We start from the raw sequence: 20,776 nt of genomic DNA, 5'->3' as shown, positions 1-20,776 counted from the left end.
TGAGTGGATGGCGGTTGCCGTTCTCCCTGCATGGCTTTCCTGCCCCCCTTCCGGCGGCGTTTTCCAGCTCTCCCTTGCGGGGTCATCGCCGGGTATCCCATGCAGACGGTCATGCGGTTGTCAAGGTGCAACGGGCAAAACGGCAACAAAAAAGCCGTCACAAAACAGACCAGCCCTGCCTTCGCTTTTTCTGGAAGGTCATGCTAGTCGGTTATGTAACGGCTGAAAGCCAAGATGTTCAGCCCCGCAGGGTCTGAACGAATATGTAAAAATATGTTATATTCAAATGAAAACTTTGGCAAAAAGAGAGAGGGCCGGACGGTGCCAGCCCTCTTGACAAAAAGTAATTTGGCTATCCGGTTTTTAAGAATCGTCCATTCTTTAAAGAATTGTCCATAGACAAATCTGCAAGCAGCCTGTAAAATACTTTGCAGGTAGTCAAAGCTAACCTCGAACTACTTGAGAGGGTGATTTCTATATGAAAAAGACACGACTGACGATCATTCTATTGATGATTCTAACGCTTGTTTCTGCAATCATTACGCTTTGCATGGGAGCAGTCCGCATTCCGGTACAAGATACACTATCGATCCTGCTTCGGCACCTGTTCGGGACAGACACAGGCGCCTCGGTATCTGTGGCATTTGAACAGATCGTCTGGCAGATCCGAATGCCCCGAATTATTCTGGGCTTTCTAGCAGGAAGCGGGCTGGCCCTCTGCGGCTGTGTGATGCAGGCCGTTGTCCAAAACCCAATGGCAGACCCATACATTCTTGGCGTGTCGGCAGGTGCAACGCTGGGAGCCACTGGTTCGCTCTTTCTGGGGCTGGGCGTGATTTCCGGCTTCTGGGCCTTTGTAGGAGCAGGCGGTGCCTGCTTCCTCGTATTGGCTCTCTCATCGGCGGATGGCAAAACCACCTCAGTCAAGCTGATCCTCTCCGGCATGATCGTCAATGCACTGCTGACAGCATTTTCCAACTTTATCATTGCGGTAGCAGGCGATTCGGACGGTATGATGTCCATCAAGTTCTGGACAATGGGCTCCCTGACCCGCGCCGGATGGAAAAACATCGGCCTTATCACACTGATTGTGCTGGCGGCAGCAGTCTTTTTCCGGACGCAGGCGCAGACGCTGGACGGCCTGATGTTGGGCGAGGAAGCAGCTTCCACCATCGGCATCAACACCTTTCGGTGTCGGTTGGTTTACCTGCTGGTGCTCTCGGTGCTGACCGGTGCACTTGTATCGGTCTGCGGCACTATCGGATTTGTTGGGCTCATCATCCCGCATGTTTCCCGCGCCATTGCCGGCACAGCCCACCGAAAACTACTGCCGATTGCGGCATTATCCGGCGGACTGTTCATGCTCTGGGTGGATGCCATCGCCCGCAGTCTGATTCCCAACACCGAGCTGCCTGTGGGCATTTTCACTGCCTTGGTAGGTGCGCCGTTCTTCGTCTATGTGATGGTGCGTAAAAAATATGGATTTGGAGGCAATTGAATGAGACTGGAAGCGAAAGATGTAAACATTTCGATTTCCGGCAAACCAATTGTACAGCATCTCTCCATTGAGGTGCCGGACCGGAAATTCTCAGCCTTGCTGGGTGCCAACGGCAGCGGCAAGACCACTCTACTCCGCTCCATCTACCGCACACAAAAGATGGACAGCGGCATCGTTCGTCTGGATGACGAGGACATCACACACTTTTCCGGCAAAAAGCTGGCGCGGAACATGGCGGTGATGGGACAATTCAACCAGATCAATTTTGACTATACCGTGCTGGACATCGCCCTGATGGGACGGTATCCGTTTCACTCCCTGCTGGAGCAGGAAAAAGAGCGGGATTATGAGATGGCTTTGGAGGCACTGGACAAGGTAGGCATGAAAAGCTACCGCGACCGGAACTTCCAGTCCCTTTCGGGCGGTGAAAAACAGCGGGTGGTTCTGGCCCGCGCGCTGACCCAGTCACCCAAGATCCTGATCCTCGACGAGCCGACAAATCATCTGGATATCCGTTATCGGTTAGAAATCCTTTCAATCATCAAAGATTTGCAGATCACGGTCCTGGCAGCGCTGCACGATCTGAGCCTTGCAGCACAATTCTGCGACCACCTCTATCTGATGAAACAAGGCGAAATTGTAACGCAGGGCCAGCCTCAAGCGGTGATGACCCCCGAAAATCTGCGCCGAATCTTTGATGTAGAAGCCTGTGTGTACCCCAGCCCAATCAACGGAAGACTGATGATTCAATATCTATAACAAAAACGCGGGAGTACCCCGCAGAAAGAGGAACCTTTATGAAAAAGAAAACCCTGAGTGTTGCTGCCGCGGCACTGGCAGCCGTCATGCTGACCACTGGCTGTGGTCAGACCGCATCTTCTGTGGCATCGTCTGCTGCCGCCTCCTCTGAGGTGGCTTCATCGGTGGCCGAGAGCATCGTTTCTTCCGCTGAGGAGACTGCCTACCCTCTGACCCTGCAGATTTATGACGCTGATGGCAATGCTGTGGATATGACCTACGACCATGCACCGGAGAAGGTGCTGTCCACACAGCTGTCCATGACTGAGCTGCTCATCAAGCTGGGGCTCAAGGATAAAATCGTCGGCGTGTTCGATAATGACAATGCCCTGAAAGGCGACATCGCCGATGAGGTTGCATCTCTAAACAGCCTTGGCGATAAGAAGTCTGTTTCCAAGGAGACCATCCTTGCCACGGAGCCGGATCTGATCCTTGGCAAGGGTCCCCTGATGTTCACTGAAAGCAGCATCGGCACTGTCCAGTCCTATCAGGAGCTGGGCATTCCCGTCTACACTGAGCTGGCTAGCGCTTCCATTGATCAGTCGCTGGATAACATTGTAGAGGATGTGCGGAACATCGGCGAGATCTTCAACGTGCAGGAGACTGCAAACGCTTACGCTGACGAGCTGCAGGATAGAATCGACGCGCTGATGGACAAGGTCAGCGGCCAGAGTGGAGAGCCCCTGAAGGTTCTGCTCATGGCTGGCTACACCGATGGCACCTTCGTGGCCTTCAATTCCAAGATGAGCAGTTGTATGCTGAATGCCCTGAACGCTGAGAATGTTCTGGACAAGGGCGGCAACGGCCTGACTCTGGAGAATCTGGTCTCCATGAACCCGGATATCATCGTCTACGTCCGCGCAGATCGCTTTGGTGCCACCGATGCCGACGCGGTGGAGCAGCTGACCTCCAACGCCGTCGTGCAGGAAGTTCCCGCCATCGCCAACCAGAAGGTCATCGAGATGGATTATGATGACGTAATGGACTACGGTGCACGGGTCATCGATTCTGCTGAGACCCTGTACAACTTCATGTACAGTGCATCTTAACGGAACCTGAAATCAAAAATTTCGGTTATGGCAGAATACGGGTGGGCGGAAAGCCCATCCGTTTTTTGTAAATGCGGCTGAAATAACAGGCATCTCGGTAGCCGACCTCATGAGCGGCCTGTGTCACAGTGTAGTCGCCGGAACGCAAAAGCTCAGTGGCTATTCGGACACGATAATTGATGAGGTAATCGATGGGACGGATGTTTTTGTACTTATAAAAGAGATAGCTGACATGTCCAGCTTTCTCATTGACCTGCTCGGCCAGTGCGTCCAGCGTCAGCGGCTCTGCATAGTGCTCTGCGATGAAATCCAGCAGGATGTTCATAATCTGGCTCTCGTTATAAGTTTCCTCGGGCTGAAAATCTGCAAAAATCTGGGCGAAGAACTCTTCTGTCAGCTTTTCCTGCTGGTACTGACTGCGGATGTCAGCGTCCGGGTGGAGCTTTAGGATCTGCTCCAGAATGGAAAAGGTCTGTTCCGGATTTTTGAGCTTGTGGGAGAACAGCAAAGGCCGGTCGTTTTCGTAGTACATATTGATGTAGTGGAAATCCTGCTCGCCCAAAGCCGAAATGGTCAGGGTCTTGTCGGGACATCCGTGCAGGAATAGTCCTCGCTTGGCAATGAAAGGTTCGTGCTCAAATGAGAAGATGGCCCGACCCGACACCGGAACAATCAGTGCACTTTTCAGGGTGCGGTAGCTATTACTCTCACCAGCGTGCAGGGTAAAGCTGCGGAAGCCGACAGACTCGATTCGGCCCTGATTGTATTCCTGAAATAAAATTTCCAGCGGATTAGGAAGCGCGGATATTTGATTCATTGGGAGCTCCTTTGTGCAAAAGCGGTTAGCTAATGCTAATATAGCACAAAATGCTACCGTTTGTCTATGTGGGGAGCACCCCACACTGCGTAATAATTGATAAAAAAGGGCGGTTATGGATGGAAATTCTAAATCTCGGTTCACATCGAATTGAAGTCCGGTTCCCGGAAAAGGGACTGCGCAAAGGCAAAAATCCTGCAATCCTACTCAACGATGGGGAACTGATTGAGCAGTTGAATCTGCGCACGGAACGAGCAGTGTTGGTGGGGGTATACCCCAATAACAGACTTTCAGAATATACCCCGTGGCCGGAACCGGCTATTCGACCGGGCACACCGGATTTTGGCGGGCAGCTAGGACAATATCATCGAGAACTGAACAACGAAATTCTCCCGGCGCTTATAGACGAATACGCCCTTGACACAGAAAAACTGGCGTATGGCGGCTATTCGCTGGGCGGTCTGGCTGCAACCATGAGTCTCTGGGAAACAGATGCCATTGCTGCAGTATTTTCCCTCTGTGGGTCGTTCTGGTATCCGGGTGTTGCCGATTTCATAGAGGAACATGTCCCCAAAAACCACTCCGCACAGGTTTATCTGCAAAATGGTATCCGGGAGGGCGAAGGCCACAACAACCGCCTGTGTGATGCCTATAGCTATGCCCAACGAGTCCACACTGCCCTGCAAGCGACATGTGGAGCCAAAACTGTGCTGGATGACTACGGCCATCATGACCGACAAAGTGAGCGTCTTAACGCTGCACTGCGTTGGGTGGAACGTGTGCTATGAATCATTGGCGTAAATTTTGGCGTATGCTGAATCAAGGTGCATTTTATAATCACCAGCGACGAGCTGATTTAACCGCAGGGAACGCCGATTGGTAGCATAAAATCCTTATATGAAACAAAAAGCGGCAGCTACGTTGTTTTTCGCAACATAGCTGCCGTATCTTCGTTTTTGGAGTTCGGTGTAGCCACTACACCAATCCGCCTATTCACTTGTTACACCACACCGCTTTGTAAGGCTCCTTTTCGGGAAAACGTCCCAAAATTGGTGTAGCTGTGGTGTAGTACCGCAGATGATGGGCAAAATCGCATTAAAATTTGCTCGTATCTGCGCTTGATTTTCGCCTTTTACTGCTCAATCGGCTTCATCGTGGGGAGCTTGACTGGTGGTGATTTATAGCTGTTTACAAGTGTTCATAAGCCTTTGTTTGTGCAAGATAAAAAGGTCTTATTTTTCGCAACTCTACGCAACTGTTTACAGCTATTCTCAAATTGGTGGTAAGTCAGTGGTAAGGCTGGTGGTAAACTTATTCGTCCTCGTGAGAGTGCCAACGCTTCAGGACTTCTTCCACCTGCCTAATAAGCTGCTCCTTGTTCGGCATATATAAGACGTACCGGGATGCAAAAATCTGGTTTGACAAACCGCCCAGCGCATACTCGGCTGCTACGCTGTCCTTGTCGGTGCAGAGGATGATGCCGATAGGAGGATTATCTTCTGGGTCGTTGACCTCTGCGGCGTAGTAGTTCAGATACATATTGATTTGTCCGGCGGCTTCGGGCGTGAGCTTGGTGGTTTTCAACTCGATCAGCACATAGGCGTGTAAAATCTTATTGTAGAACACCATATCCACATAGTAGTGGGTGTTGTTCACTGTGACACGCTGCTGTGTGCCGACAAACATAAAGCCCCGGCCAAGTTCCAGCAAGAAATCTTCGATTTGTCGCACCAGTGCTGCTTCCAAATCGCTTTCAAGGAACGACTTTTCTTCCGGCAGTCCCAAAAACTCGAATACATACGGGTCCTTGATGATGTCCTCCGGCTTTGTGTAGTCCACACCTTTTTCAGCCAATGCTAAAACTTGTTCCTTGTTGGCATCCCCACGAGACAAGAGCAGCCGTTCAAACAGGGAACTTTCAACCTGACGTTTCATTTCACGGACAGACCAGCCAGAATTGACCGCTTCTTTTTCGTAGAAGCTGCGCTTCTCCTTATCGGAAATGGATAACAGCTCACAGTAGTGCGACCAACTCAATTTTCCAGACACTGTCTGGAAAATTGGATAGCTGAGATAGAACTGCCGCATATTGTAAACATTCGAGCGCGAAAAGCCCTTGCCAAGCTCCTTTGTCAACGCCCTGGAAAGCTGCAATAAGGTCTTTTCACCATATGCAGCACGGATGCTGTCATTTTGTTCACAACGAACAACGATCTCACCAATCTTCCAATAAGTTGACAGCAGTTCCTGATTGACCTGCTGTGCTACATTTTTACGGGAAGCTTCCAGCAGAGAACGAATCTCGCTCACTGCCGGGGCAAGAACCTGCGCTGCGAGGGTTACAGATTTATTTTCCATCAGTCATTTTCCTCCTTTCCTTCAAATGTCGTGGTTGCAGATAAGAACTCTGCAAACTTGTCGATTTCCTTTTTCTTGAGATTTTTTGTGGCCTCAGTGTAGATGTTCATGGTAGTGGTAATATCGGCGTGGCCCAGTACGTCTTGAATGACCTTCATGTTGATTCCGGCCTCGCAAAGCCGGGTAGCGCAGGTGTGCCGCAAGGAATGGCAACTAAACTTCGGAAGCAGGACAAGGTTCTTCGGCTTAATTGTACCGCTTTCGCATTTTGCCAGCTGTTCCTCGTTGCAGTCGCGGATGATACGGTCAATGCCTTTATTGATGGTGCTGTGATGCTGGCACTCGCCAAAACGGTTTACAAAAATAAAATCCGTATAGCCATCAATCGTCACCTTGCAGGAAATTCCAGTTTTCTTCTGATACTCTCGCTCTTGTACAAAAGCAGCCTTGACTGCCGGAGTCATAGGCACAATTCGATTTCCAGCTTCCGTTTTGGGTGTATTGATTCCGTACAGACAACCTTTCTCCCGGTGGCTGTAATAAATCAACGTGTGATTTACACTGATTTCACCCGTATCAAGGTTGATGTCCTCCCAGCGCAAACCCGTTGCCTCACCAGCACGGAGACCACATTCCACCATCACAGTAATGATGGGAAGCCAGTGATTGTACTTCTCACTGTTTTTCAAGAAGTCCATCAACAGCTTCTGCTGGCCTGCGGTCAGAGCCTTGCGGCGTTCGCTGTCCAGATTGTGCGTCTGCTTCAACTCTTTCAACGCATTATCGGATGGATTGATGCGGAGATACTCGTCCTCAACCGCAAAATCCAGCACCTGATGCAGCACTGTATGGATGTTCTCCACCGTTGCCACTTTCAGACGCTGCGAATCCACAAGGCCATTGTAAAACCGCCGCACATCCGACTTTTTCAGGCTTCCGACCTTCCGCTTTCCAAACTCCGGGAATACGTACATCTTGTACATATACTCGTAATTGACCAGTGTGTTGGCTTTCAGCCCCTTTTTCAGTTGCAGCCACTGCTCGTGAATGTCATTGATGGTCGCGTTCCGCGCTTCCGAACGAATGCCATCACTGCGGTCACGCTGAATCTCTGCTTCTTTCTCACGAAGTTCTTCCAGACTTTTGGCGTACACATTGTTGCGCTTGCCGTTTTCACTGCGCCAGCGGTACTCATACGTTCCGTTACTGCGCTGATATTCACCTTCCTTTAGAACACGCTTCTTTGAGTCTTTTCTTCTTTCTGCCATCGTTATGTCCTCCATTGTTGGCAGAAAGCAACCTACAGCTTAATCATACCATACCGCCGAGGTGCTTTCAACTGCCGACTTCATTTTTATTGTCAAATCGAAAATAATCGGTCAATGTGTTCATCCAGCCTGCGGCGTTTCAGCAGCCGCTTCGTACCATTCCAGAGAACAAAGGTACAGTCCTTGGAATCGCTCATTTCGCGCAGTTTGTTGATACCAATGCCGGAATAGGCTGCGGCTTCTTCCAGCGTCAGATTGCTTTTCTCCCAAATCGGGACTTCTTTCATAGGCAAAACCTCCGTATTTTTGTTTGTAACCAGCAGACTGTAACCGCCACAGAAAACTTTTTCTACGGTGGTATGCTGGCAATTTTCTGTATTTATTTTTCTTATCGGTTACAGGTTACATGGTTACAGATAGGAAAATCACGTGGAATGATGCTGCTTTTTGGCAGATACAGGGTGTAACCAAACCTGTAACCAACTGTGTAAAATGGCCCTTCAAAACGGAAATCCCATCTGCTGAGCTTCTTCGTCTGTAAGTTCTACAAAACCGTCTGCCTCCACTTTTGCAGCGGTTACACGTTCCCATCCTTTCTGCACGCCATACTTCGGGTAGCGTTTGGCTGCTTTATGGGCTGTCCACCCCTTGATTTCGCCATTCACAATTCCTGCAGTCATGATCTCACAGATAGCACGGGTTTCCCACTCCGCAGGAAGATTCAGATTGCCCAGTGCCTCAGCGTAGAGCTGTTTGGAACATACCCGGTCACCCGTGTAATCCTCCAGAAACGCATAAATCATGCCCGCCTGTGTATCTTCCTGCATAAAATCTTTCTGGCAAATCTGCAAGGCTTCCTGCATGGCAGGGCTGAATGTCAGCTTATAATCACCGCTGTTGTAAATCGTCATGGCTTCTGCCCAAAGCTGGTCGATATAGGCACGGGATTCCGCTTCGTTATCCAGAATATGTACTTCAGCCTGTGTTGCATCCACCGGGATGGGGATAAAGCGGCGGTTTCCCGTGCGGTCACGGGGCAGGAAGTCCTGTCGATTGGTCGTTCCTGCAAAGACACATTGCCGCAAACGATCTGCCGGGTGTGTTTCATACGGGATTTTGTAGGTTTCTTTCTGCTTGCTGAGAAAGCTCTTGATTTCTTCAATGCTTTTGGCATTGGCAGTCGCAATCATTTCCGACATTTCCATAATCCAGTGGCCTTGCAGCTTGCGGAACACGTTATCATCATCCAGTCGCCGCAAATCATCCGAGAACCATTCATCTTTGATAGCAAGCAGCCGGAAAAAAGAGGATTTTCCTGCACCCTGCCCACCGACCAAGCAAAGCATCATTTCAAATTTGCAGCCGGGATGAAACACCCGTTTGATCGCTCCAAGCAGAAAAATTTTCAACGCTTCTGTGGTAAGCTCATCTTCTGCGGCACCGAGAAAGCGATGCAAGGCGCGGCTTATCCGTGCTGTGCCATCCCACTTCAATTCATTCAAGTAGTCCCGGATGGGGTGGTAATGATTCTCATTGGCAACAATGCGAATTGCCGCAGACACTCGTTTTTCGCTGTACAGACCATACTTTTTCATTCTACGAAGAATGTACATCATATCCGTGTCGGTCAGTGTAGGGCCAGAACGCTGCCAGCCCATCGGCTTTACAATATCAATGCGTTCACTCAGCAGATTCAGCCGGATGGAATCAGCAAGAATCGGGTCGTTCTGCAAAACAGTCACACAGTTTTGAATCGTGTTCTGAACACCACCTTTTTCAGCCTGCGAGAGCATTTTGCGGATGTTGGAAATGGTCGGTCTGGTATTTTCGGATTCGTTGGGCAATCTGTTGAACCTCCTTCCGATGTTCGGTGAGAAAATATCGATTCTCTATCAGATATTGGATGTAATCCGTATAATGCAGGCTGGCAACAAAACATGGATGCAGTTCTTCCTCCGATAATTTTGGTACAAATCGTATGCGCCAGTCAGCTAGGATTGCACGGCACTCGTACAATATTTGGATTGGGTCTTTGTATTCCACGATTTTCAAGTGCTGCCGTGGGAAATTTTCCGTTGCAGAAAGTCCAAAGTCTGCGGCCAGCTTTTCCGCCGCCTGTCGTAAGGACAGTTGAAACATTTTTGCGGTGAAGTCGATTGCATCGCCATCCGCGCCACAGCCAAAACAGTGAAATCGAAAATCCACTTTCATGCTGGGATTGCGGTCTGCATGGAATGGACAGCAAATCATGCTGCTGCGGTTTGGACGAAAACCATAGGCTTCTGCAGCCTGTCGAGTAGTGATATTCCGTTTTACGATTTCAAATAAATTGTTGTTCTTGAAAATTGACCTCCTTCTTATTTTCAAAAGTCCCTGCCGAATGGGAAAGCCCTGCACGGGCTTACGCATCCGGCAGGGTTCCGGGGTGCGGGGTGGAAGACCCTGCTGCTTACAGGCTCATATCATAGCTGCGCTTCTTGCGTTTCGGTTGACGCTCGCGCTGTTCCTGTCGAGCCTGCTCCTGCCTTGACTTTTCGCGGACTTTGGCCTCCCACTCGCGTTTCCATGCAAGGTCGGATTTCATCTCATTGGTTTTTCGGAAGATGCTGTACACATTATCCGATGCAATTTCCAGACACCGGGATTCTTCTTTTAGGGGAGCATATGCCTTTTTCCTCTCCGCGATTTCTTTGGTCAGTTCTTCTTTCCGTATTTTCAAGGATTTCAGCGATGGCAGCTTTCCATCGTTCTCTTCCCGGAAATATTTCACAGATTCTGCATAGGCATCCAATTCCTTGGAATGCTCTGCACGGAATTTTTTCTTAAAAATCGCCTTCGCAAATTGCTGCTGAACCTCTTTGGTAGAAAGGTACTGTCCCGCATAATGAATCTGCTCATTGGTTTTCTGCAGTTCATCCTCTGCCTGCGACAGCCGTTCATACGCAGCCTGCGCATTGGCCTGTGCTGTCTTACACAGATCGTTCAGTTCCGTCAGGTCGTTGATGTTGTTTTCCTGCACCCATACCAGCGTTTCAGCCATTTTCTGCAAATTGCTGATTTTGACCTTTAGTGCATAGGCCAGATTTTCCTGTGCCTTAACATTCTCCTGCAGGTCCACAACGAGCCGCAGCCTAGTTCTGGTCATAAAGATCAGTATGGGGTCTTCCTTGTACCGCAGATTCTTCTCGGCGTTCTGAACAAAGAATCCTTCCAGACATTCTCTTTTGCAGCTGTCCCCCAAGGAACGCTCCGATATAAACTTGTTCCGTTCCGGCGGCAAATAGCTGTAACGTCCACGTTGTGTTTTGACGAAAACGTCATATTCATCCTGCAAGATATTTTGAAAGTCCTCATACGAGATTGCTCTCTCACCAGCAGTGGCAACGGCATCCCGGATAAGCTGTTTCTGTGTTTGAAACTTTGTCGAGTTGGGCGTAAATCCTTCCTTTTCGATTTCTTGTTTTTTCTCATCCAGCCGCCGCTGTGCCCAATACTCTGCCTCGGTCACGCCCATTCTGGATGGTGACAGTAAATCGACCTGATGCAGAAATTCGCAGCGGCACAAATCCATGAGGGATTTCTGCAGATGCTTCAGGTACTCGTTCGTCACATGGTGCTTGTACCCTGCCTTGCAGTCGATGGGTCGCTCCATGAAGGGCTGCTGGGGCACATCCAATTTTCGCAAGCTGTTGATTACGATATGTACATGAATGTTGCCGCTGCCATTGTGACCGTCCATGTGCGTACAGACCAATGCCTGATGCCCCGGAAAATTTGCTTTTGCGTATTCCAGCCCAAGCTCCTGTGCCCGTTTCCCCGTCAAACAATTTTCTGTGCTGTCCCGTGGATCAAAGCTGATGATGTAATGGTGGCTTTTGATTTCATTCTTGTTTTTGTTTTTCTGGTACTCGCGGTTCAACTGCTGGCAGGCCGCATCAAAGGAATAGGGTTCACAGTTCAGACCGTCCAGATAAAACTCATCTCGCATGATACGATTTCCGTTCTGGTCAAGGATCGGAGTTTTCCGAAGCTCGTCATGCTTGAAAATCAGATACTCCAGTGCAGCACCATAGTTGGAACTCTTACTTGCGATGTGCTTTAAGATTGCCATAGTTCTTTCCTGCCATTTCTGCGACTTGTTCCCGCATCTCAAAAATACAGGCAATCGCATGGTTGATGTTTTCGTGCATCGCACGGGACTGGATACCGCCGCTGTTGAAGAAAGCTGCGATCTGGTTCAGGTTGTTTCCGATGGCGGCAAACTCCCGTGTGATTGCTTCGATCTCGTCCGGGTGAACGTAGAACACATACGAGGTATTCACGCGGCCTTTCATCAGCATCTGCGCTGCAAACTCAGAGAGGGTCATTCCTGCATCTTCTGCCTGCTGGTGTAAAAGTTCATGTGTTGTTTCTGTAACTCGTGCGGAGATTACTTTTGTCTTTACGATAGATTTCACTTTTTTCTTCGTTTGTGGCATGGGGTCTCCTTTCCAAAATCAAAAGTTTGATTTTCCCGGCAGTGCATCTGCACTCCGGCTGTGACCTGCTGCGGCAGGCCACCAACAGGCAAAATTATGTGATTTTGCACGATGTGAGGGTATGGGGAGTGCAATCCCCATCAAGATGCCGCTGTGGAGAAACCGCCCGTAGGAGCGATTTCGTATACGAAGGCGAATCTTGCTCTTAACTACCGTCCACTCTGTCCCGGCCCGTTCCTGCCCGATTTTCTCCGGCGTATTTTCCGGTAAGACGTGCAGAATGCACATTCAGTACCAGAGTTATCCTGCTGGGGTGGCTCATGAAATTTTCAAGGTGCGATGTGACTTTGTAAGGAATTAGGGATTTTCAGAAGTGATGCCGTAGCGAATTGGCTTACTTTTGAAAATAATTCCTATACCCTATACAAACTTTAAGGGGTGTTTTTAAACCGGGTCTTTTAAAAGTTCAAAGAAAATTCATTTTTCCAACGTTCCCCTCTACCTATAACAATCTAAAATGGATTTTTGGCAACCAGTTTTTCAAATTTTGTTGAACTACCTAATTTTAGAACATGGATTTTGTTTATTTTCCACTCATAAAACTAGAGGAAAGCCTTTTCACAAAAGATTTTGAAAGCCCCTACACTAATAGGAATCCGCAGAGCTGTTTTGGAATACAGTTTTGAAATTTTCACAAATTTGGACAAAACGAAAAACGGCAAAGCAGATGAAATCCACTTTACCGTTTTGTGTCGATGGCGCGATACGCGTAAATTACTGCCTTAGGCTTTTCTGATAATTTGCCTTATGAGAAGGTCGGCAAAAATGAGCCTGTCTGCATTGCAGATGAAGTGCCGTTTGACATCCCCGAGAGTTGGGAGTGGGTAAGATTAGAGTCTATTTGTACCAAACTCGTGGATGGTGATCATAATCCTCCAAAAGGATGTTCCTATGAAACAACATATGATTAGCGCCTATTAGGAAAACACACTGTCAAAGGGGTTTGTAGCGGGGGTTAGCCCGCTACTGCGGTATCTTCCGTAGTGTTGATTTCAATGTACTCGGCAATCTTGCGGAGCTCGTCAGCGAATTTGAATTTCACGCTGATATTGCCGTTTTCATAGACCTTGATATAGTCCACAAGTTCAACCAAGATTTCACGGTTGAGGGCTTCAATGTTCTGATACTTCATAAAGGCTACCAGTGCAGGATGCTCGTTGTCCACACCGTTTGCCAGTTCTGCGCGTTCAGCGTTCAGCCGGGTAAGCACCGCGGAAATATCAGAAGTCTGCCGTTCATAGTCAGCCTTCATATCCCGGTATTCCTGCTGGGTGATTTCACCGTCTTTCCAGTCCTGATAAAGAGATTGCTTGTAGCGTGTTATCTTTGTCAGTTCCCGCTCTTTTGCAGCTATCAGATCGTCCAGTCGGTAGGACTGGCTTTTTTTGATTGGAGCGGAATTGATCTGCGTGACGATTTCCGAGTAGGAAACAGCCAAATGTACCTGATGCTGTACAGCGAACAAAACAGCAGCCTCCAGCCGTTCATGCTTGATTGAGTGCATGGTGCAGGCTGTCCGGGAACGGTTCTTGTAGGTTGAGCAAGAATAATATACATTGTTGTTCTTGCCAACGCATCGGGTAATGGCCCGCCCGCAATCGGCACATTTCAGAAAGCCGCTGAATAAATGTACCTCACGGCCTTTCGGGGAAGTACGGGTATCACGCTGTAAGAGAGCCTGTACCTTGTCGAAAGTTTCATAGTCGATAATGGCCTCATGCGTTCCAGCCACTTCCACCCATTCCTCGCGTGGAACAGCTTCAATCTGGTGTACCTTGTAGCTTTTCACCCGGCTTCGGCCTTGGGCTAAATCCCCGGTGTAGGTCGGATTGGTAAGAATGGAGTGGATCATGCGGACTCCCCACATAGGATCGTCATACCCTCTTGTCGAAACAGGCAAGCCCTTTTGTACCTTGTAAGCCGAGGGGCTCGGTACGCCGTGTTCGTTCAGGTACAGCGCGATAGCACGTTTTGATGACCCTTGAATAAGCATTGTGAAAATGAGTTTGACATTTTCAGCAGCATCGGGATCAACAATCAGCCTGTGCTTGTCCTTTGAGTGCTTTACATAGCCGTAAGGAGCAAATGCTCCGATATACTGGCCGTTGCGCCGTTTGTAATCAAATACCTGCCGGATCTTTTTGGAAGTCTGATAGCAGTAATTATCGTTCATCACGTTTGTAATGGGAACGATGATATTTGAAACGCTGTCGGGGTTCTTGTAGCTGTCCACATTCTCAGCAAGGCTGATAAAGCGAACACCCATTTGAACAAACAGGTTATCGATCAAACTTCCGGCATCGCTATAATTTCGTGCGAAGCGGGACAGGTCTTTTACTATAACGCAGTTGATTTTACCACTCATGACATCCGCCAAGAGCCGTTGAAAATCTTCACGGTTGGCGTCCGTTCCAGTATGACCATCATCCACATATTCCGTGATGCTTTCAAACTCGTCAATGTTGCGTCGGTAAAAATCGTTCAGTAGGTCACGCTGGTTCTTTACGCTGTTGCTATCGTCTTTTCCTTTTTTCAAATCTTCCTTTGAAAGCCGGATATAGATGCCCAGCCGCCAGCGGCGGATTGTGTAAGAGGGAGAGAAACTCTGCTGATACCCTCTGTTTTTTGCTCGTGCCATTGCTCCTCCTTCCCTATCACATTACACTTATATTATAACTCTGTCCGGGGAGGACAACAAGGATGCCTCCACTTCGGGACACTTTGTCTTGAAGAAGCAAAACGAGCTGTAACCGAAGTTACAGCCCGCTTCTTTGCCGCAGCAGGAAATCCGTCAGCTTATCTTGGAGAGATGGCCCGCTTTCAGCAAATTCAATTTTCACGCCAACACCACCGATGCAAAAGCAGTATGGATTTTTGACAGTCTGCAAAAATCGAGAGATGCGCTCCTTTCGGGAAAGCGCATTGTCAAAGGTCATACCGCTCACATCAGGCAGGGACTCGGCAGCCACCGCGCCAATGTCAACGCTTTTCATTTGTTCAAGTTCCTGTGTAGTTAATTTCACGGTAAACCTCCTTCGCAGATTGATAGAACGCCTCCCGCTGTTTGGTGGGGAAACGCAACAGGCCAGCACCACCGGGATGCTGGCCTGTTGCCTTACTCCACCTTGGGACACTTTGTCTCGAGGCTTATTATAGCTTTTGAATATTAGAGAGTGCCGCACATATTTACTTGGCCTGTCCAAAGACAATCGTTATTTTCTGTGCGGCGCTCTCACCGCAAGTAAAGCGACAAGCCCGGAGGAACAGGCAGCCAACCTGTTCAGCACCGGATCATGGCCTTGGGATGGCCGGGCCCATTTACAGTGTTGGTGTTGTTCGCTCAATCTCTTTTTGGAAATGTCACCGCGCACCCACCGTCTGGCTCCCCGAACTTACTCAGGGTTGCCGTTATTCCCTTGCGTTAGGAAGAAAACCTCCTCTCATAAACCGAGACATTTTTTCATCAATTCCAAGTGGGTTAAGAAGAAAAAATCAAAAAGTTTTTTTCATGCGTTCAAGGCCACGCTTGATCGACTGGCGAATAGACTCCTCATGTACGCCCTCGGCCTCGGCAATTTCCTTAATCGACTTGCCAAGAATGATATGTGCGTCAATTCTACGGCCTTGGATCTCCGGCAGAGAATTGAGAGCGTTCCACAGACGAAGAAAGGTTTCCATCCGTTCAAGGAGCTCCTGCGGGGTCGGCTCATGCAGGCAAGCGGAATACTCAATCCCGTCATCGCAGTCCAGAGAATACTGCGCCTTGTGCCGGGAGAGCCGCCGCTGGTAGGCCATTTCATAACGGGCATCGGCCTTGAATACCTCGGCAACCTCGTCAGAAACTTCGATAAGCTGATCCTGCGTGTACCAATAATAAAGATCTTTCAGATTGATAGTAGTCATCGTAAAATCCTCCATTTCAGTTTGTTCGGGGTTGGTCGGAAACGAAATGGAGTAATGGCGGAGAACGGCACCGCACCTCGGGACACTTTGTCTCGAAGTCTGGAAAGCAAAATACGCCTGCGCGACACAAGGCCACACAAGCGCACGAAAATATATTATCGGTTATGTACTGTTTAATTTCACATTCAAAGCCAGACTGCTTCGATGGAGGGGCTATGCTTTTTTTAACTGGTGCAGATCATGGATACTGCGAAAAAGAGAAAAGGACACGGAAAATAACCTCCAATCGGCTACCGTGTCCCTGCAAGTCGTCATTGGTTTGTGTAGACGCAAAGAAACGGCGGCTCTGAAAATCAAAGCCGCCGTTTCAAATGGGCGTGTCAAATTGTCTGCTCTACGACGGCTTTTTTTCTTTTGCCGTCGTGCGGCAGATCATTTCAATATTCGGTTGAAGTATCGTTATTCGGTGTTAAGTTCTACTAATACAACCTCTGGACGATTATTAAATCGGAATGGAATAATACTATTTCCAAGGCCGCGGCTAACAACCATATTTGTCTTTCCGTCTGTATAAAGGCCGGAATCATATTTAGGAAACAGCCCTTGATTGGGGGCAACGAGCCCCCCAATAAAAGGTAATCGAAACTGCCCTCCGTGTGCATGACCACATAAAACCAAATCAACACCACAGCATACATAGGTTTCAAATAACTCTGGCCGATGTGATAGCAGTATAGTGTAACTGTTTTCGTCATCAATAAGGCTATTCAATTTTGTGTTGACCATGGCTGGCGCTTCATTAAACATATCGCCCTTAATCGTAAAGTCAGAATCAGAAAGCCCGATAAGGGTAATCATTTCGTTGTTATGCACTAACTGTATTGCTTCATCTTCAAGGACAGTTACGCCAGACGCTTCAAGCCCTGTTTTGAATTGATCATAATGTGAGAAGTTAGCTTCGTGGTTTCCAGTTACAAAGTAGACAGGGGCTATTTGAACAGCTTGTTTTATAAAATCAAACGCAATCTCAATGTCTGTATGTCCAGCATCGATTAAATCTCCAGTTATCACAATAATATCCGGTTCGTGTTCAGACAGCAATTCTATCAATTCTGTATTGCTTTCTCCAAATTCAGCATTATGCAAGTCGGACACTTGTGCAATCCGAAAATTAGAAAAGGCAGATGGTATGCGATCGCTGGAGATATTAACCATACTTACCATCAATGCTGAATTGCCCCATATAGTATAGATTATCAAAACCAGCAGTATAGTTGTTAATACACAAATCTTCACCAATACTCTGGTGGAAAGGATTTTTTTCATTTTTTCCTCTCTTTCATCAACTTAATTATAAAAAAATCAGCTTACAAACAGGTGAATTTCAACTTACGAATTTGTAAGACAAAAGTGGGCGGCTTCTAAAGCCACCCGCTTCAAAAGTAGAATTACTGTGCGCTGATTGTATCAACAATGGACATATTGCGTATTCTCTTGATTGGCCCATGCACAGCCAGAATTACAGAGCTTACGACAATCAACAGAATAACAGCTACCTCTGGTAATGGAGGAGTCCAAGCATCCCCCCATCTATAACTTATCAACATTCCAAACAATAGCTTGTTACAAAACAGTCCCAACACCGTACCAACTACACCGCCAATTATGGTATAGGTGAAGGCTTCTGCAACAATCATTTTACTTAGCTGCCCCATGCTAACGCCGATGGCACGGAAAGCGCCATACTGTTTCAACCGTGCAGACACACTCATGGAAATACTATTGATTATGTTAAAAATTGTAATCATTGCAATTAGGACGAGGAATCCATAGATGAACAGCCAAAAACAATAGTAAGTTCCCATGGTACTGCTGTTACCCATGCGTTCATCAGCGAAAGTAAATGAGGAATCTACCATTTGGCGGATCACATAAACATCTTCGTCTGTTGTGCCTTTCACTAACTGCACATCAATAACCGTATATTTCGACTCGCCAGTAATTTGTTCAAATGTATCCTCTGAACAAATAATTGTTCCAACACCGGAGGCACTGTAAAACGGACAGTCGGACAACATTCCCACGATTTGGATTTCTTTACTTTGTCCGTTTGTATTCAACGATACAGTATCGCCTATTTGTATTGTGTTCTGCGAATTATAAACAATTAAGCCCGTCCCTAAATCAGTTTGCACAGATTCCAGAGAACCCTCTAATAAATAGTCCTTTGCCCAATCAAATTGATACTGCTCATAAGAGATTAAATCCATCTTTTTTTCAATACCGTTTGTGACAGACGGAACCTCGTATGCAAATTTTCTTCCATACGCTAAATCCACAACAGGATTTTCCTTTAGATCATCAAGTAATGCTTTGTCAATAGCACAGGCGTTATCAGGGCTTATGATAGATAAATCTGCTGTCCAAGGTTGGAGCGGTGTTAAGGTATGCTGCATGAACTCAACTGTTACAGAGAATGAAAGGAAAAGGATAATACTGAGAGCAAATGAGCTTGTCATCAAAAACAGATTTTTCCGATTTGCTTTTGCATGATAAATTCCAAGTGCTGTATCAATCTTAAGCAGTTGTGTATTAGCAGCATTTCTTGCAGGCTCCAAGTCGTTTGCATTACCGGAAACCGCTGCCAACGGAGATACTTTTGCTGCTTTCTTTGCCGGAGAATAGGCAGCGAACAAAACCGTTACCAAGCCCACAACGATTCCTGCAAGAATACTTGGTACGCTAAATCCGAATGTAGGCATCGCTTTGAAAAATTCCGGACTTAGGAAACGCAAAATCGCACATAAGACCCAAATGACAACTATACCGATGGAAATACCCACAGGGATTGCCAAACGGCACCAACTAAGCGCCTCTTTCCGTACTAAGCGCATAACCTGTTTTGGGGTTGCACCGATACAGCGCATAAGGCCGAAAAATTCGGTACGCTGGGCTACATTGCTGTTCAGGCTGCTTGCAATCATCATAATACCAGCTAACATTACCAGTACAAACAATACAGCCGCAGCCAAGTAAACCTGTAACAAAAAGGGAACGCGGCTTTGTCCAAGCAATCCAAGCAGATTGTTGTTGGAAGATATTTGTTCATTCGATAAATTGCATTGTTCTTTCAAATCTGCAATTTTCCCTTGTATATTTCTTGTGTTTGCAAATTGAGTAAAAAACATAATGCCGTAATCATTCGGCTCCCCGTCTGATACATTCGGATAAATCGCGCAGTAATCCTCTGTGTTCAAAATGATGCCGTAGGAGTCGCCACTCATGATCGAGGCGGTATTATTCATAAATCCTGATATGGTAAAATTCAGTTTATCGCCATCAGGAGTTTCTACGGCAATGGGATCACCAATCGCAACACCCATTATCTGCTTTGCATTTTCAGTCACCAACGCTTCATTACTTGTCTGTGGAAAAACACCTTCTTCAATTTGGTCAGTCCAGATTTCAGTTATATAGCTTTCATCACAACCGCATATCGCTACATCTTTTCCACCCAAAGTGTAGCCTAAATCTCCACGATAATTGAGTACGCCATACGGTGAAAATACTTCAATATCAGGGCGTGAAGCAATAATTGCTGCTTCTTCATTGCTGATATTCTTAATGGCAATATGCCAATTCCCAGACTCCTGCTGTGCCTGCAAAATCTGGCTGCGGATGAACATATCTGCCATTCCAAAAATAGTTGTAACCAGAAATACCGCCAGCACAATGCAGAAAATAGACATTCTGCTTTGCTTCTTGTGGATTTTTGCGGATATGGGAACAAGGTCAAGATAATGCTTCATTTGTTTTTCCTCCCAAATCCGTCAAAACGCCATCTGATACCCGGAACACCCGATCAACGGATGCAGTCAAATCCTTATTGTGGGTAATCATCAGGATTGTTTGCTGATAGCGACGGGACGCCTGCGTAAGCAGGGCGATAACATCCTGACTATTCTTGCTGTCCAAATTGCCAGTAGGTTCATCTGCCAGAATCAGTTTGGGCTTTGTGATTAACGCCCGGCCAATGGCAACACGCTGCTGCTGTCCGCCGGATAGTTGGCTCGGCAGGTGATGTCGACGCTCGGTAAGTCCCAAGAGTTCCAAAATTTCTTCTACTGCTGCCGGGTCTGGTTTGCGATAGTCCAAAAGAAGCGGAAACATGATATTCTGCTCCACATTCAGCTCGGAAACCAACTGAAAGGATTGGAAGATAAAGCCGATATTACGACGGCGGAAAATCGTGCGCTGTTCCTCTTTCATGGAAAACAGGTCTTGTTCATCAATCCAAATGTGGCCGGAAGTAGGGGTATCCAAAGCTCCAATACAGTTCAGTAATGTGCTTTTGCCAGAACCGGATTCACCCACAACGGCAGCAAATTCGCCTTTATCCAGGGAGAAGGAAACCTTCTTCAACGCTTCGACTTTCGCCTCACCCTTGCCATAAGTTTTACATAAATCTTGTACTTTCAATATTTCCATAGTCATCAGTACCTCCTTTCTCAAAAGGATAGCAAAAACAGCTTACAAGCAGGTGAATT

At 47.5% G+C, this 20,776-nt stretch carries 19 protein-coding genes; 5 read left to right on the top strand and 14 right to left on the bottom strand.

All coding sequences use genetic code 11. From position 1 onward, the window contains the following. The 4 genes from J3351_RS11750 to J3351_RS11735 all read left to right on the top strand — a co-directional run. Positions 1 to 257, top strand: a 257-nt coding sequence (locus J3351_RS11750; protein ID WP_207697803.1) for a hypothetical protein, incomplete at its 5' end; no start/stop codon positions are given. Between the two features lie 221 nt (positions 258 to 478). Continuing rightward, complete coding sequence (locus J3351_RS11745) at positions 479 to 1,498, top strand: iron ABC transporter permease (protein ID WP_156182516.1); 1,020 nt, start codon at positions 479 to 481, stop codon at positions 1,496 to 1,498. Continuing rightward, complete coding sequence (locus J3351_RS11740; protein ID WP_005935386.1) at positions 1,499 to 2,257, top strand: ABC transporter ATP-binding protein; 759 nt, start codon at positions 1,499 to 1,501, stop codon at positions 2,255 to 2,257. It abuts the gene before it with no gap. A gap of 38 nt (positions 2,258 to 2,295) precedes the next feature. Beyond that, the gene (locus J3351_RS11735; protein ID WP_005935382.1) at positions 2,296 to 3,345 is read left to right on the top strand and encodes an ABC transporter substrate-binding protein; all 1,050 of its coding nucleotides are present in this window, start codon (positions 2,296 to 2,298) and stop codon (positions 3,343 to 3,345) included. 25 nt (positions 3,346 to 3,370) lie between these two features. Here the strand turns inward: J3351_RS11735 and J3351_RS11730 are convergent, their stop codons facing one another. Beyond that, complete coding sequence (locus J3351_RS11730) at positions 3,371 to 4,162, bottom strand: AraC family transcriptional regulator (RefSeq protein WP_005935380.1); 792 nt, start codon at positions 4,160 to 4,162, stop codon at positions 3,371 to 3,373. A 119-nt stretch (positions 4,163 to 4,281) separates the two neighbouring features. On the opposite strand from J3351_RS11730, the gene J3351_RS11725 reads away from it, so the two are divergent. Beyond that, positions 4,282 to 4,950 carry an alpha/beta hydrolase-fold protein gene (locus tag J3351_RS11725; RefSeq protein ID WP_207697802.1) on the top strand — a complete coding sequence of 223 codons (669 nt, stop codon included), beginning with the start codon at positions 4,282 to 4,284 and terminating at the stop codon, positions 4,948 to 4,950. Between the two features lie 523 nt (positions 4,951 to 5,473). On the opposite strand, the gene J3351_RS11720 is transcribed toward J3351_RS11725, so the two are convergent. The 13 genes from J3351_RS11720 to J3351_RS11660 all read right to left on the bottom strand — a co-directional run bounded on the left by J3351_RS11720 (position 5,474) and on the right by J3351_RS11660 (position 20,717). Further along, a complete protein-coding gene (locus tag J3351_RS11720) occupies positions 5,474 to 6,520 on the bottom strand; it encodes a YhcG family protein (RefSeq protein WP_207697801.1) in 1,047 nt (348 codons plus the stop codon). After that, on the bottom strand, positions 6,520 to 7,788 hold the full coding sequence (locus J3351_RS11715; RefSeq protein WP_207697800.1) for a site-specific integrase: 1,269 nt from the start codon (positions 7,786 to 7,788) through the stop codon (positions 6,520 to 6,522). Before J3351_RS11715 ends, J3351_RS11720 begins: the two co-directional genes overlap by 1 nt. A 92-nt stretch (positions 7,789 to 7,880) precedes the next feature. Further along, complete coding sequence (locus J3351_RS11710) at positions 7,881 to 8,075, bottom strand: excisionase (protein WP_207697799.1); 195 nt, start codon at positions 8,073 to 8,075, stop codon at positions 7,881 to 7,883. 213 nt (positions 8,076 to 8,288) lie between these two features. Further along, a complete protein-coding gene (locus J3351_RS11705) occupies positions 8,289 to 9,581 on the bottom strand; it encodes a virulence-associated E family protein (RefSeq protein WP_207697805.1) in 1,293 nt (430 codons plus the stop codon). Then, positions 9,565 to 10,197 carry a CHC2 zinc finger domain-containing protein gene (locus J3351_RS11700; protein WP_207697798.1) on the bottom strand — a complete coding sequence of 211 codons (633 nt, stop codon included), beginning with the start codon at positions 10,195 to 10,197 and terminating at the stop codon, positions 9,565 to 9,567. The genes J3351_RS11705 and J3351_RS11700 overlap by 17 nt, the downstream gene beginning before the upstream one ends. Positions 10,198 to 10,237: 40 nt before the next feature. Next, positions 10,238 to 11,899, bottom strand: coding sequence for a relaxase/mobilization nuclease domain-containing protein (locus J3351_RS11695; RefSeq protein WP_207697797.1), 1,662 nt, complete (start codon positions 11,897 to 11,899; stop codon positions 10,238 to 10,240). Further along, on the bottom strand, positions 11,871 to 12,266 hold the full coding sequence (locus J3351_RS11690) for a plasmid mobilization relaxosome protein MobC (RefSeq protein WP_207697796.1): 396 nt from the start codon (positions 12,264 to 12,266) through the stop codon (positions 11,871 to 11,873). Before J3351_RS11690 ends, J3351_RS11695 begins: the two co-directional genes overlap by 29 nt. A gap of 1,015 nt (positions 12,267 to 13,281) precedes the next feature. After that, positions 13,282 to 14,964 (bottom strand): recombinase family protein, encoded by a 1,683-nt coding sequence (locus tag J3351_RS11685; RefSeq protein ID WP_207697795.1) that lies wholly within the window; start codon positions 14,962 to 14,964, stop codon positions 13,282 to 13,284. Between the two features lie 118 nt (positions 14,965 to 15,082). Beyond that, the gene (locus tag J3351_RS11680) at positions 15,083 to 15,349 is read right to left on the bottom strand and encodes a DUF6870 family protein (protein WP_117982154.1); all 267 of its coding nucleotides are present in this window, start codon (positions 15,347 to 15,349) and stop codon (positions 15,083 to 15,085) included. A 469-nt stretch (positions 15,350 to 15,818) separates the two neighbouring features. Next, positions 15,819 to 16,229: a sigma-70 family RNA polymerase sigma factor gene (locus J3351_RS11675; RefSeq protein ID WP_015560007.1), complete on the bottom strand. Its 411-nt coding sequence runs from the start codon at positions 16,227 to 16,229 to the stop codon at positions 15,819 to 15,821. Positions 16,230 to 16,688: 459 nt separating this feature from the next. Beyond that, positions 16,689 to 17,555 (bottom strand): metallophosphoesterase, encoded by an 867-nt coding sequence (locus J3351_RS11670; RefSeq protein WP_155175850.1) that lies wholly within the window; start codon positions 17,553 to 17,555, stop codon positions 16,689 to 16,691. A 122-nt stretch (positions 17,556 to 17,677) separates the two neighbouring features. Further along, on the bottom strand, positions 17,678 to 20,038 hold the full coding sequence (locus tag J3351_RS11665; protein WP_207697794.1) for an ABC transporter permease: 2,361 nt from the start codon (positions 20,036 to 20,038) through the stop codon (positions 17,678 to 17,680). Continuing rightward, the gene (locus tag J3351_RS11660) at positions 20,022 to 20,717 is read right to left on the bottom strand and encodes an ABC transporter ATP-binding protein (RefSeq protein WP_041254460.1); all 696 of its coding nucleotides are present in this window, start codon (positions 20,715 to 20,717) and stop codon (positions 20,022 to 20,024) included. The genes J3351_RS11665 and J3351_RS11660 overlap by 17 nt, the downstream gene beginning before the upstream one ends. Positions 20,718 to 20,776 lie beyond the last annotated feature (59 nt).

Source organism: Faecalibacterium sp. Marseille-Q0746 (assembly GCF_017377595.1).
Lineage (GTDB): Bacteria > Bacillota > Clostridia > Oscillospirales > Ruminococcaceae > Faecalibacterium > Faecalibacterium duncaniae.
Note: the sequence above shows the minus strand (reverse complement) of the source record. Positions and strands in the feature narration are given on the sequence as shown.